18 protein-coding genes are annotated in these 15,682 nt (G+C 64.2%); 4 read left to right on the top strand and 14 right to left on the bottom strand.

Translation table 11 applies throughout. The features are described from left to right. The first annotated feature begins 205 nt into the window (after positions 1 to 205). Positions 206 to 598 (top strand): hypothetical protein, encoded by a 393-nt coding sequence (locus IB272_RS00610; RefSeq protein ID WP_034789243.1) that lies wholly within the window; start codon positions 206 to 208, stop codon positions 596 to 598. 75 nt (positions 599 to 673) lie between these two features. On the opposite strand, the gene IB272_RS00605 is transcribed toward IB272_RS00610, so the two are convergent. After that, the gene (locus IB272_RS00605) at positions 674 to 1,876 is read right to left on the bottom strand and encodes an MFS transporter (protein WP_060584249.1); all 1,203 of its coding nucleotides are present in this window, start codon (positions 1,874 to 1,876) and stop codon (positions 674 to 676) included. Continuing rightward, positions 1,876 to 2,508: an NAD(P)H:quinone oxidoreductase gene (wrbA, locus tag IB272_RS00600; RefSeq protein ID WP_060584369.1), complete on the bottom strand. Its 633-nt coding sequence runs from the start codon at positions 2,506 to 2,508 to the stop codon at positions 1,876 to 1,878. The genes IB272_RS00605 and wrbA overlap by 1 nt, the downstream gene beginning before the upstream one ends. Before the next feature lie 108 nt (positions 2,509 to 2,616). Between wrbA and IB272_RS00595 the strand changes: the two genes are divergently transcribed. Then, complete coding sequence (locus tag IB272_RS00595) at positions 2,617 to 3,528, top strand: LysR family transcriptional regulator (RefSeq protein WP_034789456.1); 912 nt, start codon at positions 2,617 to 2,619, stop codon at positions 3,526 to 3,528. Here IB272_RS00595 and IB272_RS00590 read toward each other — a convergent pair. The 3 genes from IB272_RS00590 to IB272_RS00580 form a co-directional block, all read right to left on the bottom strand. Then, the gene (locus tag IB272_RS00590) at positions 3,525 to 4,685 is read right to left on the bottom strand and encodes an MFS transporter (RefSeq protein WP_060584251.1); all 1,161 of its coding nucleotides are present in this window, start codon (positions 4,683 to 4,685) and stop codon (positions 3,525 to 3,527) included. The two genes, IB272_RS00595 and IB272_RS00590, sit on opposite strands and share 4 nt — an antisense overlap. 93 nt (positions 4,686 to 4,778) lie before the next feature. Continuing rightward, positions 4,779 to 5,615: an aldo/keto reductase gene (locus tag IB272_RS00585; RefSeq protein WP_060584252.1), complete on the bottom strand. Its 837-nt coding sequence runs from the start codon at positions 5,613 to 5,615 to the stop codon at positions 4,779 to 4,781. 104 nt (positions 5,616 to 5,719) lie between these two features. Continuing rightward, positions 5,720 to 6,901, bottom strand: coding sequence for an MFS transporter (locus tag IB272_RS00580; RefSeq protein WP_060584254.1), 1,182 nt, complete (start codon positions 6,899 to 6,901; stop codon positions 5,720 to 5,722). Between the two features lie 139 nt (positions 6,902 to 7,040). Here IB272_RS00580 and IB272_RS00575 point away from each other — a divergent pair, with 139 nt between their 5' ends. Beyond that, positions 7,041 to 7,934 (top strand): LysR family transcriptional regulator, encoded by an 894-nt coding sequence (locus IB272_RS00575; protein WP_060584257.1) that lies wholly within the window; start codon positions 7,041 to 7,043, stop codon positions 7,932 to 7,934. A 21-nt stretch (positions 7,935 to 7,955) separates the two neighbouring features. On the opposite strand, the gene tam is transcribed toward IB272_RS00575, so the two are convergent. From tam to IB272_RS00545, 6 genes are all read right to left on the bottom strand, one after another. Further along, on the bottom strand, positions 7,956 to 8,729 hold the full coding sequence (tam, locus tag IB272_RS00570) for a trans-aconitate 2-methyltransferase (protein WP_060584259.1): 774 nt from the start codon (positions 8,727 to 8,729) through the stop codon (positions 7,956 to 7,958). A 12-nt stretch (positions 8,730 to 8,741) separates the two neighbouring features. Then, the gene (locus IB272_RS00565) at positions 8,742 to 9,404 is read right to left on the bottom strand and encodes a haloacid dehalogenase type II (RefSeq protein ID WP_034789254.1); all 663 of its coding nucleotides are present in this window, start codon (positions 9,402 to 9,404) and stop codon (positions 8,742 to 8,744) included. Between the two features lie 190 nt (positions 9,405 to 9,594). Further along, positions 9,595 to 10,155: a phosphatase gene (locus tag IB272_RS00560; RefSeq protein ID WP_034789256.1), complete on the bottom strand. Its 561-nt coding sequence runs from the start codon at positions 10,153 to 10,155 to the stop codon at positions 9,595 to 9,597. A 106-nt stretch (positions 10,156 to 10,261) separates the two neighbouring features. Then, complete coding sequence (locus IB272_RS00555; RefSeq protein ID WP_034789257.1) at positions 10,262 to 10,945, bottom strand: YoaK family protein; 684 nt, start codon at positions 10,943 to 10,945, stop codon at positions 10,262 to 10,264. A gap of 108 nt (positions 10,946 to 11,053) precedes the next feature. Further along, positions 11,054 to 12,094, bottom strand: a complete 1,041-nt coding sequence (locus tag IB272_RS00550) for a zinc-dependent alcohol dehydrogenase family protein (protein WP_034789258.1) — start codon at positions 12,092 to 12,094, stop codon at positions 11,054 to 11,056. Beyond that, complete coding sequence (locus IB272_RS00545; protein ID WP_060584261.1) at positions 12,091 to 12,624, bottom strand: GNAT family N-acetyltransferase; 534 nt, start codon at positions 12,622 to 12,624, stop codon at positions 12,091 to 12,093. Before IB272_RS00545 ends, IB272_RS00550 begins: the two co-directional genes overlap by 4 nt. 152 nt (positions 12,625 to 12,776) lie before the next feature. Between IB272_RS00545 and IB272_RS00540 the strand changes: the two genes are divergently transcribed. Beyond that, positions 12,777 to 13,658: a branched-chain amino acid aminotransferase gene (locus IB272_RS00540; protein WP_060584263.1), complete on the top strand. Its 882-nt coding sequence runs from the start codon at positions 12,777 to 12,779 to the stop codon at positions 13,656 to 13,658. Between the two features lie 74 nt (positions 13,659 to 13,732). On the opposite strand, the gene IB272_RS00535 is transcribed toward IB272_RS00540, so the two are convergent. The 3 genes from IB272_RS00535 to IB272_RS00525 all read right to left on the bottom strand — a co-directional run bounded on the left by IB272_RS00535 (position 13,733) and on the right by IB272_RS00525 (position 15,471). After that, the gene (locus IB272_RS00535) at positions 13,733 to 14,248 is read right to left on the bottom strand and encodes a hypothetical protein (RefSeq protein WP_060584265.1); all 516 of its coding nucleotides are present in this window, start codon (positions 14,246 to 14,248) and stop codon (positions 13,733 to 13,735) included. Between the two features lie 184 nt (positions 14,249 to 14,432). Next, positions 14,433 to 15,020 (bottom strand): TetR/AcrR family transcriptional regulator, encoded by a 588-nt coding sequence (locus IB272_RS00530; RefSeq protein ID WP_192444178.1) that lies wholly within the window; start codon positions 15,018 to 15,020, stop codon positions 14,433 to 14,435. Positions 15,021 to 15,132: 112 nt separating this feature from the next. Further along, positions 15,133 to 15,471, bottom strand: a complete 339-nt coding sequence (locus IB272_RS00525) for a hypothetical protein (RefSeq protein WP_192444177.1) — start codon at positions 15,469 to 15,471, stop codon at positions 15,133 to 15,135. Positions 15,472 to 15,682: the final 211 nt, after the last annotated feature.

Here is a 15,682-nt window from a genome sequence, read left to right as displayed (position 1 = left end):
TGTCGCAGGGGCGCGCCGTCATCGAAATGTGCCTGGATTTCTGTTATAGGTGGTGCGGTTGCGCCCGGCAACAAGGCTGTGCCTATCCGCGACCGGAATGCGGCGATATCGATAGGTCGATAGTCACGGCTCACGGCTTGTTATTTGGTGGGCGATCATTTACCTTGACGTCAACGTCAAAAATCCAAAATGAGGGAGTTTCTCCATGAATGAACTGGTCACGCGCGTTGCTGAAAATGTCGGCATCGAGCCGGCAACCGCCGAAAAGGCTGTCGGCATGATCCTCGGCTTCCTGCAGCGCGAAGCCGCCGACGGTCCGGTTGCCCAGATGATTGAAGCGATCCCGGGCGCGTCCGAACTGATCGCTCAGTACAACGGCGAAGGCACGGGCGGCGGCGGCCTGCTCGGCGGTCTGATGTCGGCAATCGGTGGTGGCGGCGTCATGGCGCTCGGCCAGCAGCTGATGAGCCAGGGCCTCGGCATGGGTGAAATCACCGGACTTGCAAAGGAAACCATCGCGTTCGCCAAGGAGAAGGCCGGCGCAGACGTGGTCGACGAAGTCGTCGCTTCGGTTCCGGGTCTCAGCCAGTTCGTCTGATACCGGCGACCCGAACGTAAAAAAGCGAAGCCCACCGGCGTCTGCCGGTGGGTTTTTTGTTGCCTGCGGTCCCTGTCAGCGTTCCGGCCTGCTTTCCCGTAGCGTCCGTTCGAGTGTGGGCGTCAGCCCGATGCAAAGAACGGCACTGGCGCCGATAAAAGCCGCACCCGATGTCCATCCGTAGAACTCGATCGCGGTTCCGACCGCGACGGGGCCGACGAGTTGCCCGAGATTGCTGCCCTGCATCAGCAGGCCCATCGCCATCGGCGCAAGCGCCGGACGTGGCGACAGGAGCGGCACCGATGAGATCAGCGTCGCCGGAATGAGCCCGCCGATCGCGGAAAACAGGAGGCAGAGCGCCAGGATCAGATGTCCGCCTGAAGGGCTCAGGAAGATCCAGAGGCCGGACACGCCGGTCAGCAACGCGGCGCTTGCGACTAGCCTGCCGCGGGCGAAACCGCGGGACAGAAGATGGCCGGCGGCCAGATTGCCGAAGACGTTCACCAGCGTGATGACGGCGCTCAACAGGCCAACGGTTCCAAGCGAGACCTGCAGGCGCTCGATCAGCAGGATCGGCAGAAAGCTGGAAAGCGTGAAGCTCATCAGGCTGTAGAGCGAAAACAGCGCGAAGAGCAGCACGGGCCCGCGGCTCGTCAGCGTTTCCGCGGCATCATCCCGGAAGCGGGTGGCGACACGGGGCGCTTGCCGGGATGGCGACACGGCCAGGAAGATGGAGGCGAGGCTCGCAAGCGTGAGCAGCCCGTTGCTCCACCAGATCGCCTGCCAACCGGCAAAGGCGGGCCCCGTCAGCATGGCGATCGCCATGCCCGCGGGCATGAAACAGCTCCAGAGCGCAAAGACGAGGTCGCTGCGCTCCTGCGTCACCAGGCGCATGAGGATGGCGGGGCCGGCGACGACGACAAGCAGAAAGCCGAAGCCCTCGATGATGCGCGACAGCAGAAGCAGCGTGAATGCTGGGCTCGCCGCGCCGGCAAAGGAACCGAACGCCAGCAGCGCCATGCCGATGCCAAGCAGGCGCCGGTCGCCGGCAGCTGTGACGAACGCGCCGGCTGCCATGCCCCCGACGACGCCAACGACTGCGAAGACGGAGGTGATCCAGCCGAGGGCGGAGAGGTCGAGCCCAAGATGGGACTGAAGCAGCGGGCCGGCAATCAGCCCCTTGCCCACCTGCATCGCCGCGACCACGCCGGCCGCAACAACGGTCATCACGCCCGACCAATCGGTTCTTTCGCGAACAAAGGCTGCGGCCGTGGCCATCAGGCGATCTCCGCAACGCGGGTGCGTCCGGCAACCAGCGCTGCCGCCAGTTCCCCCACGTGGCGCCCCTGGAAGCGTGCGCCTTCCAGTTCGTTGGCGCTCGGCTGCCGGTCGCCGCCGTTGCCGTCATCGGCCAGCGTCGAGGCGCCATAGGGTGATCCGCCGGTGATTTCGTCCATGCGCATCTGGCCTTTGAAGCTGTAGGGAAGGCCGGTGATCACCATTCCGAGATGCAGCAGTACGGTATGCGTGGCGAGTATCGTCGATTCCTGGCCGCCATGCTGGCTTCCGGTCGAGGTAAAAACGCTGCCGATACGCCCGACCAGGGCATCGCGTGCCCAGATCCCACCCGCCTGGTCGAGAAAGTTCTTCATCTGGGCGGCCATGTTGCCGAAGCGTGTCGGCGTGCCGATGATGATCGCGTCATAGTCGGGCAGTTCGGCGACGGTTGCCACCGGTGCATCGTGGTTGCGCTTGTAGCCGGCCTTGACGGCCACGGCTTCCGGGACGATTTCCGGCACGCGCTTGAGCGCGACGGTGGCGCCGGCGGTGCGCGCACCCTCGGCGACGGCCTTCGCCATGGTCTCGATGTGGCCGTAGGAGGAATAGTAGAGCACGAGCACCTTGGTCATTTCGGTTTCCTTTTTGTGGGCGGCATTGCCGTTCACAGAAAAGATGGGTGCTTTTCTCGATCTCTTGGAGTGATATAATTTTCATCAAGATGATCTATGGAATCGATCATGCTCGATGCCCTTACTCTCGATCAGATGCGGACCTTCGTGACCGTCGCCGAAAGCGGAAGCTTCCGCGCCGGCGCCGTCAGGCTCTCACGGGTGCAATCGGCCGTCAGCCACGCCATCGCCAACATGGAGGCCGAACTGGGGGTCGGCCTTTTCGACCGGTCCGGCCACCGGCCGGTCCTGACGGCGGAAGGGCATGCGCTGCTCGCCAATGCGCGCGACATCCTGTTGCGGGTGGACGCGATGCGCGCCCGGGCACGCGGGCTCGGCGAAGGCATCGAGCTTGAGCTTTCTCTGGTCGTCGATACGCTGTTTCCGATCGAGACCGTCGGCCTGGCGCTGAAGGAGATGCGCGGCGCCTATCCGGATGTGTCGATCCGGCTTGCGGTCCTGCCGCTCGGTGGGCCGCTCGACGGCCTGGTCGATCGCCGCTTCACGCTCGGCATCACTGTCGGCGAAGATTTCCGCGACCCGGCGATCGCCCGTCGGGCGCTTGCGACGGTCGAACTCGTCGCGGTCGTTGCCGCAAATCATCCCTTGGGGCTGCGCGCAGGGGGAGACGTGCTCGACAATGCCGAGCTTGCGGACCATCTGCAGATCGTCCTGTCGGATCAGTCGCAGCGCACGGTCGGGCGCGACTACGGCGTGCTCTCGCCGCAAACCTGCCGTGTCAGCAGCCAGGACACAAAGCATGCGATGATCCGCTCGGGCCTCGGCTGGGGTCGATTGCCGTTCTGGCAGGTGGAGCGCGACCTTGCGGAAGGCCGGCTCGTGCGCATGCCGACGGCCGCCCTTGGCCGCAACAGCCAGGTGGGGGCCGAAGCCTATCTCGTTCATCGGATCGACGAGCCGCTCGGGCCGGCCGCCCGCATCTTCAGCGAGGCTCTCGCCCGGATCTGCGCGGAGGGCTAGCGTCGGCCGTTGAGCGCGAAGGCAAGCGTGAAGACCACCAGCACGACGCCCACGCCGATCGGGCCAGCGATCGGGTTGATGAAGTTCATCAGCGCGCCGGTCGCGCCGGATCCAGCCGCGCTGCCGGCGGCATAGGCGAGCGAAAAGGCGGCACTGCCGGCAACCAGCATGCTGCCGCGATACTCTTCCCCGAGCATGGTGAGCGCCGCCGTATAGAGCGCGAAGCTCGCCGCGCCGATGAAGGCGAAGGTCAGAAGCAGAGCGATATCGGACGACAGCAACGGCACGAGCAGATAGCCGCTGGCAGCGATCGCGGCCGCCGAGATCGCCACCCGGCGGCGCGGCAGGCGGTCGAGAAGCACGCCGATGAAAGGCTGTGCCACAGCTGTCGGTATCGCCAGCGCCGTTACGCTCAGCGCGGCAAAGGCCTGGCTGTGACCGGTCTTGACGAAATAGACCGGCATCGCCGAGATCGCGGCGATATCGGCAAATCCGAACATCAGCACCATGAGGATCAGCATCGGCGCCTTCCCGAAAAAGGCGAAGAGGTCCCGCGTCGAGGACGGCTCGGGCCGGGTGCGGGCGCCCATGGTCAGCAGCCCAGTGAGGAAGGCGACGAGTGCGATATAGATCGCCAAGAGGGCAAAGCCGAGACCGCCGCTGGTGCCGAGCAACGGGATCGCCAGCGGACCGGCCGCAAAGCCGCCGCACATGCCGGCCCCATAGAGGCCGGAGACGCGGCCGCGCAGCCGGTCCGGGCAGGCGGTGTTCAGCCACGCTTCACCAAGCATGAAGACCATGCTGACGAAGAAACCCAGGGCAAAGCGGGCGATAAACCAGATGACGAGTTCCGACGTCGAGGCAAGTGTCGCGAGACAGATGGAACAGCCGATGAGGCTGGCGATGATCAGCTTGTCGGCCGAGGCGAGCCGCGTCAGCCGCCCTAGAATAAGCGTCGCAACACCGAGACCGGCGGCAAAGCCCATGGCATTGAGGCCGATCATGCCCGCCGAAACGCCGCGGCTCTCAAGCGAAAGCGAGATCAGCGGATAGGTGAGCCCCTGCGCCACCGAGAAGGCGGTGACACCGAGAACGACGGCGATAATCGCCGGCCAGTCGGGAGCAAAATCGCTCGCCTGTGCCTCGTGCAACGACATCGCCCCCTCCCTACGATCCGTGTCCTTGAGGCGATGTCCATATCGTATCCGCCGCCGGCAGGGAATTGGCCGGCGGCGAAATGATTGCGTTCGTTAAGCAGCCTTGTCCCAGACGGGGGCAAGGCCTTCCGGGTTGACGATGCGGCCGTCGGCACGCGCAAGGGCGTGGATTTCGGCCATTTCGCCGTCGCCGAGCGCAAAGTCGAAGATCGCGAAATTTTCCTTCAGGCGATCGATCGTCGCGGTCTTTGAAAGGGTGATCACGTCCTTCTGCTGCACGAGCCAGCGCAGCGCTACTTGCGCGGCCGTCTTGCCGTGGCGGGCACCGATCTCCTTCAAGAGTGGATCGCTCGGCACCTTGCCGTTCGCCATCGCATAGTAGGCGGTGATCGACATGCCGTGCTTGCGGGCGGTCTGAAGCACCTTGGTCTGATCGAGATAGGGGTGGTACTCGACCTGGTTGGTGGCGATCGGCGCGTCGCTGAGCTTCACGGCCTCTTCGATCTGCGCCGTGTTGAAGTTGCTGACGCCGATGTGGCGAACCTTGCCGGCCTTGTGCACTTCGTTGAGAGCGCCGATGCGCTCGGCCATCGGCACGTCGCTGCCGCCCGGCCAGTGCAGGAGAAGCAGGTCGACATGGTCGGTCCGCAGCTTCTTCAGGCTTTCGTCGACCGAGGCGAGGAAGTCGCGATGGGCATATTTGTCGACCCAGACCTTGGTGGTGAGGAAGATATCGGCGCGTGACACGCCGGAATTATGGATGGCCTCGCCGACTTCGGCCTCGTTGCCGTAGATCTGCGCCGTATCGACGTGATGGAATCCGAGCTTCAGGGCTTCCGGCAGAACGCGCAGCACATCGGCGCCGGGCATGCGGAAAGTGCCGAAGCCGAGCGCCGGAATGTTGGCGCCGTTGGAATTGACGGAATGCATCGTGGGTAACTCCTTGTACTGGGCATGTTATGCTTGATAAGCGCCCGGCCACCTGGCCGGGCGAAAAAGGAATGAGGCTATAGGTGGTCCTCGCAGACGGCGGTTCAAGCCGTTTGGTAGGCCGCCCCGGTGCGACGATCAAGGGCGCCGCTCAGGAGCGTGAGCAGCAGGGCTGCGGCGACGAGCAGGGCACCGATCACGGGCGTCATGCCAAGGCCGAGCGGCGAGGCGACGATGACGCCACCGAGCCAGGCGCCGACGGCGATGCCGAGGTTGAAGGCCGCGATGTTGAGCGCCGAGGCGACATCAACGGCGCCCGGACGATGTTGCTTGGCAAGCTGCACGACATAGAGCTGCAAGCCCGGCACATTAGCGAAGGACAGGAAGCCAAGGGCTGCAAGCGTGACCAGCGTCAGCATCGGCGAGGGGGCCGTGAAGGTGAAGAGCACGAGCACCGCCGCCTGCGCCAGGAACAGGCCGATCAGCGCCTTGACCGGGTCGCGGTTGGCGATCTTGCCGCCGGCAATGTTGCCGATGGCAATCGCGATGCCGTAGAGCACCAGGATCAGGCTGACGGCGCTTTCCGAAAAGCCGGTGATGTCCTGCAGGATCGGCGCCAGGAAGGTGAAGGCGACGAAGGTGCCGCCGTAGCCGAGCGCGGTCATGGCAAAGACGATCAGCAGGCGGCCGGAGCCGAGCACGCGCACCTGGTCGATGAGCTTTGCCGGCGGCGCCTTGGACAGCGTGTTCGGCAACAGGGCTGCGATCGCGACAAGAGCGACGACGCCGAGACCGGTGACGGCCCAGAAGGTGGCGCGCCAGCCGAAGGTCTGGCCGATCCAGGTGCCGAGCGGCACACCGGTGACGATCGCGACGGTCAGGCCCATGAACATCATGGCAATGGCCGAGGCGCGGCGGTCTTCCGGTACGAGGTCGGCGGCAATGGTCGAGCCGACCGAGAAGAACACGCCATGGGCAAAGGCAGAAATGACGCGGGCGACGAGCAGCGGTTCATAGCTCGGCGACAATGCTGCGGCGGCATTGCCGACGATGAACAGCGCCATCAGGCCGATCAGCAGCGGTTTGCGCTCGATCCGGCCGGTGAGCGCGGTGAGAACAGGCGCGCCGAAGGTGACGCCGAGCGCGTAGACGCTGACGATCAGGCCGGCGAGCGGCAGGGTGACATTGAGGTCGGTGGCTACCGTCGGCAGGAGGCCGACGATCACGAATTCCGTTGTTCCGATCGCATAGGCCGCGATCGTCAGCGCAAGTATGGCAATAGGCACGACGAGACCTTTCCCACCCGGCTGGGAGCACCGGGCGTGTGGTTGTTGTTGAAGTCGGGTGGAATATGAGCCTTTGCACTCATCACGATAATACGCATAATCAGACAAACGTTTGTGAATTGAGTTCAAAGGGAAGCGCATGGACAACCGAGCCGGTGAGATGGAGGTTTTTGTCGCCGTGTCGGAGACCCGCAGCTTCTCCGCTGCGGCGCGGCGCCTGAAACTGTCGCCGTCGGCCGTCAGCAAGCTGGTGACCCGCATCGAGGACCGGCTTGGCACGCGCCTGCTCGTGCGCTCGACCCGGACCTTGCAGCTGACCCCGGAAGGCGAAGTCTATTTCCAGCGGGCGCAACGGATCCTCGGAGATATCGCCGAGACCGAGCATGTCGTTGCCGCCGGCGGACGCATGGCGCCGCGTGGGCTCTTGCGGGTGAACGCCGCCGTCGGCTTCGGCGAGCGCTACATCATGCCGCTCGCGCCGGAGTTCCTGGCGCGATACCCGGAGGTCCAGCTTGACCTGACGCTGACCGACAGCATGATCGATGTCGTCGGCGAACGCACGGACGTGGCGATCCGCACCGGACCGCTGCGTGATTCATCCCTGAAGGCGCGCAAGCTGATGGAAACCCGGCCGGTGGTGATCGCCTCGCCCGCCTATCTTGAAAAGTATGGGATCCCGCAAACCCCTGACGATCTCGACGGCCACAACTGCGTTCGCTTCAACTTCCGCCGCAGCGTCGACGAGTGGGCGTTTCGCGCGCCGGGCCAGTCTCAGATCGCGCACCGAACCGTCTCCGGCAATATGCAGGTATCGAGCGGTTCGATCGTCCGCCAGCTTTGCCTTGCCAGCGTCGGCATCGGGCGCATCGGTCGTTTCCATGTCGAGCCGGATTTCGAGGCTGGAACGCTGGTGCCGCTGCTCGAGGACTATCAGTCGGGCGAGATCGAGACGGTCTATGCCGTCTATGCCGGCCACGAGCATCTCGCTGCCCGTATCCGCGCCTTTATCGATTTTCTGGCAGAGCGCATGTAAGCGCCCGGCGGGCAGACGAACTCAGCCCGCCTTGACCGCCACGATGAAGAACCTCGGAAAACGCAAGAGTACCTTGCCGTCGCTCGTTGCCGGATAGGCCGTGCGTATCCTGTCCGTGTAATCGGCGAGAAAGGCGCTCCGCCGGTCCTCGGTCAAGGTATCGAGATAAGGTCTGAGGCCGGTCCCCTTCACCCACTCGACGATCGCTTCGGCATTGGCGAGGCGATGATAGTAGATCGTATGCCAGACCTCGATGCGCGCTGCCCACGGAACCAGGCATTCGACATAGGTTGCCGGCGGCGGCATCGGGTTGCGGCGGATGGTCTTGCCGGCAAAGGCTTCAGCGAAAGCCGGGCTGCGCGCGGTCTCTTCCATCAGGAGGTGGCTCGGCTCTCCGAGGTTGTCCGGCATCTGCACCGCGAGCGTACCGCCGGAGGCAAGCGCCTTCATCAGCCTTTCGAAGATAGTGAGATGGTTCGGAAGCCACTGGAAGACGGCGTTGCCGTAAAACAGCGAGGCGCCGGCGGGAGGAACCCAGGCCGCAAGATCCGCCTTTTCGAAGGATACCCCGGGCAGCCGCTTGGCGGCGGCAAGGAGCATGTTCTCGTCGCTGTCGAGGCCGGAAAGCGTGGTCCAGGGAAACCGGTCGCGGATGAGCTCGGTCGAGTTCCCCGGGCCGCAGCCGAGGTCGAAGGCGAGGCCTTCTGGCAGGTCAGGCACTTGGGCGAGAAGGTCTCTGGCTGGTCGGGTGCGTTCGTCTTCGAACTTGAGATACTGCGCGGGCGACCAGACCATCAAAGAACTCCTTCAGATACCGAATTGCAGGCTTTCGAGAGAGGGCAGGATCAAGGCAGGCCCATGATCGCGGTATTCGTCCGGCATGTCTGCCCGATTGATCCACACGGTGCGGAAGCCGAATTTCGTCGCCCCGGCAATGTCCCAGCGGTTCGACGACTGGAACGAGACTGCGTGCGGGTAGAGCCGGTAGCTGGTGGTAACGAGATCGTACACGGCGGGCGCCGTCTTGAACGCCTTCACCGCGTCGACCGAAAAGACGTCGTCGATGACGATATCGAGTGCAGCGTTGCGCACGGCCGACGCGAGCATGGCCGGCGAACCGTTGGAGAGGATGGCGATCCGCGCCCCGCGCTCCTTGAGACCTTTCAGAACGGCCGGCACTTCCGGATAGCAGTCGAGCGTCCAGTAGGCGTCCAGCAACCGCTTGCGCAGCTTCGGGTCGGCGGAGGGAAAGCGCGCGAAGGCAAAGTCGAGCGCCTGTTCGGTCAGCTTCCAGAAATCCTGGTAGCTGCCCATCAGCGAGCGCACCCAGGAATATTCGAGCTGCTTGGCGCGCCAGAGTTCGGAAAAAGCCTGTCCGTCCGGACCGATCTCCTCAGCGTGGCGCCTGACGGCCGCATGCACGTCGAAGAGCGTGCCGTAGGCGTCAAACACATAGGCCGCGTGGGACATCGTTTCCTCCCGTCTGTTGTCTTCGGTGCTGGCTGACAAGGCGAACATGCCACGTCAAAGCCTATCCGAAAACAAAGGCTTACAGCATCACGCCCGATCGGACAGCCCGCTGTCACCGTTCTTTACGCGGATCATGTCAAATATTTGTGCGTCGCACAACGGCCGGCCGCTCAAAGGCAGGTTTCCTGCCTTAGCCCTTGGCCGGTTTCCAGACTTTTGCCGGGAAGCGTAGCGCCTGCTTGGCGAGCTTGCCCTTGAACCCGAGCGCCGTGTCGCACAGGTTGACCACATGCCGGTTCGGCTTGGCTTCCGGGCGAAGCGCATGCAGGGCCGCGGCTGCCTCTTCCGGCGGCATGTAGCGTGCCAGAATGCCCAGCGTCAGCGCCGTCGCGCGGCCAATGCCCCGCAGGCAATGGACGAGCAGATGCGCGTCCTCGGGCAAGCGGTCGATGAAAGCGAATGCGGCGTCGATCGCCTGCGGACGCGCCGCATCCGGTTCGTCCGGATCGGTGGTGTCGCCGAAAAAGAGTTCCAGGTGATTTTCCGGCGGCAGCTCGATCATCGACAAAAGCCGGCTGCCGGGTGCGCGCACGGAGATGAGATGCGTCGGCGCCCAAAGCGCACGATTGTGCCGCGCCTCGGTCTGCGAGCTGACGATGACACGGATCGGCCAGCCGGCCGGATGCGCCGGATTGGCGTTGAGGATGGGATGGTAAAGTTCATCCGCAGTAACGGCTGCCGCAAGCGCCATGGCAGGACCTCGCTCGTGATTCTTCAGCGCGGATTTTGCCCTGAAACCCGTCCGGGCTTAAGGGCAAAATCTTGGGGGGAGGCGAAAAGCTGTGGCCGGAGCGGGATCAGCCCGGATGGATGTAGCGCTTCGACCAGCGCGACGGCACCAGAATGGTGGCCAGCGTGAGCCCGGCGCTAAGCGCGAAGGAAGCCCAAAGAGACGCCGGGCCGAAATGGCGCTGCAGGACGGCGCCGGCGACAGCGCCAGAGAACATGCCAAGCCAGGGCACGATCTGCATGAGCCATTGGCGGTTGGTGTTGCCGAGCAGCCAGCGGCCGAGGCCGCGCCCGAAACGGGAAAGGGCACCAGTCACGTAGGTGAGCCCGATCGGCAGGCCCTCGATGTGCTCGACGGCGGCATTGACCAGGCCCATGGCAAGCACGATGCCGTAGAAATAGAAGGGCTTTGGCATCGAGGTTCCGAAGCCGGCGCAGAGCATTAGCACCAAACTGACCATCGAGAGGACGCCGACGACGCCGAGGCGTGCGGCCGCAATCACGCCGAGCGCGTTGCCGATGATGAACGCTCCAAGCGCGCCGACGAGCAGCAAGGCGCCGGTGAAGTCGCCGTCGCCGAGCGCGATCGCCGCCCGCGTCGTGTTGCCGCTCATGAAGGAGACGAAGTCACCGATGCTCAAGAGCCCGATCGCGTCGGTCATCCCGGCGAGAAACGAGATCGTCGCGGCGACGGCCAGCGCCGTGCCCGTGCGCTGCCGCTTGATCAGTCTTCGCCGTCTCGCAATGGTCATCTGCCTTGCCTCCGATTGGGGGCAAGGCTAGCGCATGCGGATGGTGAGTCGGAATGGGCGGTCATCATATTGCCTACCGGCTGCGGCGTTCACGGCTTGCCGTGGCCGTCAGAAGCGGGTGATGACGCTGATTCCGAGATCGGTGGCGCGGTCCATGGCGACGAGGGCAGGGATCGCCTCTTCAAGAGAAATTTCCCGGCCGATCAGTTGCTGCGGCTTCAGCTTGCCGTCGGCGATCATCGCCAGCATGGCGTCGTAGCGCCAGGCCTGCATGCCGTGGCTGCCATAGATTTCGAGTTCGTGGCCGATCACCTGCGCCATCGGGATCTGTGGCGTCGCCTGGTCGCCGAGCATCAGGCCAACCTGGACGTGGCGGCCGCGCCGGCGCAAGTTCTTGATCGAGTTGAAGCAGGTCACGGGATTGCCGAGCGCGTCGATCGAGACATGGGCGCCACCGCCGGTGATATCCTTCACCGCCGCTGCCACGTCCTGCACGTCACGGCCATTGATGACAGCGACCGCGCCGAGTTTTTTGGCGAAGGCGAGCTTGTCTTCGGCGATGTCGATCGCGATCGGCTGGGCGCCGAGGGCCGCCGCGATCATGATTGCCGAGAGGCCGACGCCGCCGCAGCCATGCACCGCCACCCACTCGCCGCCCTTGACCTTGGCCTGGTCGGCGATGGCGCGGAACGACGTTGCGAAGCGGCAGCCGAGGCTCGCAGCCGTGGTGAAGTCCATGCTTTCAGGCAGATGCACGAGGTTCTGGTCGGCAAAGTCGAGCGCGACATATTCGGCAAACGAGCCCCAGTGGGTAAAGCCCGGCTGGAACTGCGCCTCGCAGACCTGCTGGTTTCCGGAGCGGCACTCGCCGCAACGGCCGCATCCGGAAACGAAGGGCACGGTCACCCGATCGCCGACCTTGTAGCGCATGACGCCGCGGCCGGTGGCGGTCACCACGCCCGCCAGCTCGTGGCCGGGCACATGCGGCAGGCGGATATCGGCGTCATGGCCCATCCAGCCGTGCCAGTCGGACCGGCAAAGCCCTGTTGCCTCGACCTTGATGACCACGCCGTTCTCCGTCGGTGTCGGATCGGGAAGGGTACGGATTTCCGGCATCTTCTCGAAGGCGTCGTAATACATGGCTTTCATCGGGTCGCTCCTTGCAATGTCTCAATGGGTGGGGCGCGGCCGTCGATGTGGCGTGCCATCAGAAATTCGTCGACCTCCCGGTCGCCGTCGAGCATGCCGCCGGGAACGTGCCCGATCTTGTAGAAACCCGCACGTTCATAAAAGCGGATCGCCGTCGGATTGTCGGCACGCACCACGAGTTCGAGCAGTCGGATGCCGGCCGAGCGCGCATGATCGGTCAGTTGCGCAAGCAGCTGTCGCGCCACGCCGGACCCGCGGGCCTCGTCGCACACATAGACCATGATGATCGTGCCCCGATGCGCCAGCCGGCTCGCACGCTCGCGCATCAGGCCCATGATGCCGACCGGCTCATCGCTGTCGAAGGCCACGAATACGGCGTTGGCGGTCAGCCGCGCGCGCCATTCCTCAGCCGAAAGGCGCTCCCAGTCGGCCGCTGTCGAGGCGAAGGCCTGCGGCTCGCGGTTGAGTGCTTCCAGCCTGATGCGGCGGAAGATGTCCACGTCGTCAGCGTCGAGATGCTTGATGCGCACGGCTTTCCCTTTTCTTTGGCGAAGAGACTAAGCGAGAGGCCTTCGCGGTACCAGAACGGCCGCCATGACATTTTTTGATAGACCCATTCACCCCGATGCTGTTTTTTCGGGGTATGCGGAAAGACTAGAATAAAAACCTCAAGGAGACGCAGATGGCCGTCGATACATCCCCCCGCTCAGTGACCTGGACCTATGTCGATGGTGAATGGCTCTCGGGCAATCCGCCGCTGATCGGCCCGACCTCGCATGCGATGTGGCTGGGCTCGACGGTGTTCGACGGCGCCCGCGTTTTCGACGGCGTCGCTCCCGACCTCGACCTGCATTGCCAGCGCGTCAACCGCTCGGCCGCCGCGCTTGGCCTGAAGCCGACGATGGCGGCGGAAGAGGTCGAGGCGCTGACCTGGGAAGGTGCCAAGAAGTTCGACGGCAAGACAGCGCTTTATGTGAAGCCGATGTACTGGGCCGAGCACGGCGCGGCCGGTGTCGTCGCCATCGACCCGGAATCGACCCGTTTTGCGCTCTGCCTGTTCGAGGCGCCGATGGGCAACGGCCACGGCGGCTCGTCGCTGACGCTGTCGCCCTTCCGCCGTCCGACACTGGAATCGATGCCGACCGACGCCAAGGCCGGCTGCCTCTATCCCAACAACGCGCGTATCCTGACCGAGGCTCGTTCGCGCGGCTTCGACAATGCGCTGGTGCGCGACATGCTCGGCAACATCGCCGAGACCGGTTCTTCCAACGTCTTCCTGGTCAAGGACGGTGTCGTCTTTACGCCGGCCGCCAATCGCACCTTCCTTGCCGGCATCACCCGCTTCCGCGTCATGACGCTGCTGCGCGAAGCCGGTTTCGAAGTGGTCGAGGCGACGCTGACGATGGCGGACTTCGAAGCGGCCGACGAGATCTTCACGTCCGGCAACTACTCCAAGGTGCTGCCTGTGACGCGTCTCGAAAGCCGCGACCTGCAGGCCGGCCCGGTCGCCGCCAAGGCGCGCGATCTTTACATGGACTGGGCGCACGCGGCCCGCGACGTCTGAACTGCGCGCATGCAAAACCCCGGCGCACGGTCGTACCCGCTGCGCCGGGGCAAGATGGCCTTCGGTTCAGGCACTCAGCGCGAGCGGGGCGCGCGCGCACCGACCACGGCGCGCCTGTGGATCAGGTAGGCCTGGACGGAGAGGCCTGCGAGGAAGATCACCAGCCAGGCAAGCAGCGTCGTCTGCACGATCGGCGATTCCGGGCCGCTGGCAAGTGGCTGCGAGGCGGGCAGGCGCTTCAACGTCTCGGCGATCGCCGGCACGATCAGCAGGAAATAGCTGAACGAAAGGCCAAGCGTTGCCAGGTAGGGGCGCAGGCGGCCGAAAAATTCGAGCCTTTGTGCTGCAAGGCTTCCACCGATGGCGAGCAGCGTGACGATCCCGAGCGCATGGCCCGCGTTGAAGCCGCCGGTGCTCGAAAGCCCCGCGGACGTCAGCACCGCCAGGATGATCGCGGCGAGGTAAAGCTTGCCGGAGCGCGTGCCGGGAACAATCGCACCATACCGGGCAAAGCCATAGAGGCCCGCCACGAAGGGGGCGAGGCTGATGACGGTATGGATGATGCCGAGTGTGGAAAGCGGATTTGCCATGATCTTCCTCCTTCATTCGACCGACTAGTTGGTCGGGATGTGTTTGAAAAAGAAACGCGATGATTTCACCTGCCATCGCGTCCGTTCGGTTTGATTTCTAGTGCTCGCAAATGTGGCCCGCCGTTCCCACGGGAACAACTGTCTTTTTCGACCGGTGTCGCTTCGAAGGGTCGGAGCTTCGGGGTCAGGCATCGTTTGGCGCCTGAAGTTGTGCCAACGCGGGCCGTGCGATCGCCGAAAACGTGGCTTGATCCGAGCCGGCGACGCGGGCCGCGAGCATTGCGCCGTGGACCGTCGCCATGAGCGCCTCGGCGGCCGCCTTGGGGCTGTGAGCGGTCCTCAGGGATCCCTTCGCTACGCCATCCTCGATCACGGCTCCGAGCCAGCCGGAAAGGTCGGCAAAATGACCGCGCACTTGCGCGACGACAGTATCGGGAAGCGAAGGTATTTCCGAGGCCAGAAGGGCGCCGATACAGAAGGGCATGTCCCGTTTAGCGATACATTCTTCCCAGAAGCCGACATAGGCCTCGAGCCGGGCCGTCGGATCGCCGACAGCTGCTAGCAGTCCTTCAACGCTGCGGCGATTGTTCTTGCGGTAGCGGGCAAGCACGGCTGCGGCAAGGTCCGCCTTGGTCGGGAAGTGATGGTGGATGGTCGCCTTGCCGATGCCAACCGCGGTCGAGATATCGGCATAGCTGAACGCGTTGTAGCCCCGCGACACCATCAGGCGTTCGGTTGCGTCCAGGATTCGTTCGGAAGTATCGCTCACCATTAGCAAGATCTATCAACCGGTCGGTCGAAGCTCAAGTGAGGAGCAGTCCACATATGCAGTGACCGGGGCCGACGTGGACGGCAACTGGACGGCTTGCGCCGGGTCGCGCGCGCTATTTCTTCTTTGCCGGCACGCCCACCTTGACCGCGTCGGGTGCAAGCTCACCACCGAGCTCGACCGTCTTCTTCTGCTTGTCGAAGACGCAGATCTGTGTGATGGCGGCCTTGGAGCTCTTGGGCGTGCCGATCACCAGCGCCAGCCCGAAACTCTGCGAGCCGAAGGGGTCTACGACGACGCTGGGTTTTTGCAGCGAGGTGGCGGCGGCGAGGCACTTCTTCGAAACCTCTGCCCGGAATGTCTCCCACGCGTCGCCGGAAGAGGCTGCTGCACTGGACGCAGCAAAAGCGGCGATGGCGGAAAGGGCGAGGGCAGGGATGAGACGCTGCGGCATGGACTGTCCTTTATGCATGCTTGCAACGGTCGCGAAGCTGCAGCCAAACCGTGGCATGAATGTGCTTGAAAGTGTCATGCTTTCAAAATGATGTTGAAAGTATATTCCGTGGGTTGAGGAAAAATTGGCATTGCATCGGTTGCCTCCATGAGGGTCGGTGCCTATGTTCCCGCTCACGGATTTCCCGACGAAATTCCATGCCAAGAGGAGA

The organism is Ensifer sp. ENS08 (genome assembly GCF_014852195.1).
Taxonomy (GTDB): domain Bacteria; phylum Pseudomonadota; class Alphaproteobacteria; order Rhizobiales; family Rhizobiaceae; genus Ensifer; species Ensifer adhaerens.
This window is presented reverse-complemented; position numbering and strand designations above follow the sequence as displayed.

Bases quoted from the DNA above. Each gene is read 5' to 3' on its own strand.
- IB272_RS00595 (WP_034789456.1), top strand. From the start codon at position 2,617: ATGCTCGATGCCCTTACTCTCGATCAGATGCGGACCTTCGTGACCGTC.
- IB272_RS00525 (WP_192444177.1), bottom strand. From the start codon at position 15,471: ATGCCGCAGCGTCTCATCCCTGCCCTCGCCCTTTCCGCCATCGCCGCT.
- IB272_RS00540 (WP_060584263.1), top strand. From the start codon at position 12,777: ATGGCCGTCGATACATCCCCCCGCTCAGTGACCTGGACCTATGTCGAT.
- IB272_RS00555 (WP_034789257.1), bottom strand. From the start codon at position 10,945: ATGACCATTGCGAGACGGCGAAGACTGATCAAGCGGCAGCGCACGGGC.
- tam (WP_060584259.1), bottom strand. From the start codon at position 8,729: ATGGTCTGGTCGCCCGCGCAGTATCTCAAGTTCGAAGACGAACGCACC.
- IB272_RS00610 (WP_034789243.1), top strand. From the start codon at position 206: ATGAATGAACTGGTCACGCGCGTTGCTGAAAATGTCGGCATCGAGCCG.
- IB272_RS00590 (WP_060584251.1), bottom strand. From the start codon at position 4,685: ATGTCGTTGCACGAGGCACAGGCGAGCGATTTTGCTCCCGACTGGCCG.
- IB272_RS00575 (WP_060584257.1), top strand. From the start codon at position 7,041: ATGGACAACCGAGCCGGTGAGATGGAGGTTTTTGTCGCCGTGTCGGAG.
- IB272_RS00605 (WP_060584249.1), bottom strand. From the start codon at position 1,876: ATGGCCACGGCCGCAGCCTTTGTTCGCGAAAGAACCGATTGGTCGGGC.
- IB272_RS00530 (WP_192444178.1), bottom strand. From the start codon at position 15,020: ATGGTGAGCGATACTTCCGAACGAATCCTGGACGCAACCGAACGCCTG.
- IB272_RS00550 (WP_034789258.1), bottom strand. From the start codon at position 12,094: ATGAAAGCCATGTATTACGACGCCTTCGAGAAGATGCCGGAAATCCGT.
- IB272_RS00585 (WP_060584252.1), bottom strand. From the start codon at position 5,615: ATGCATTCCGTCAATTCCAACGGCGCCAACATTCCGGCGCTCGGCTTC.
- wrbA (WP_060584369.1), bottom strand. From the start codon at position 2,508: ATGACCAAGGTGCTCGTGCTCTACTATTCCTCCTACGGCCACATCGAG.
- IB272_RS00535 (WP_060584265.1), bottom strand. From the start codon at position 14,248: ATGGCAAATCCGCTTTCCACACTCGGCATCATCCATACCGTCATCAGC.
- IB272_RS00565 (WP_034789254.1), bottom strand. From the start codon at position 9,404: ATGTCCCACGCGGCCTATGTGTTTGACGCCTACGGCACGCTCTTCGAC.
- IB272_RS00560 (WP_034789256.1), bottom strand. From the start codon at position 10,155: ATGGCGCTTGCGGCAGCCGTTACTGCGGATGAACTTTACCATCCCATC.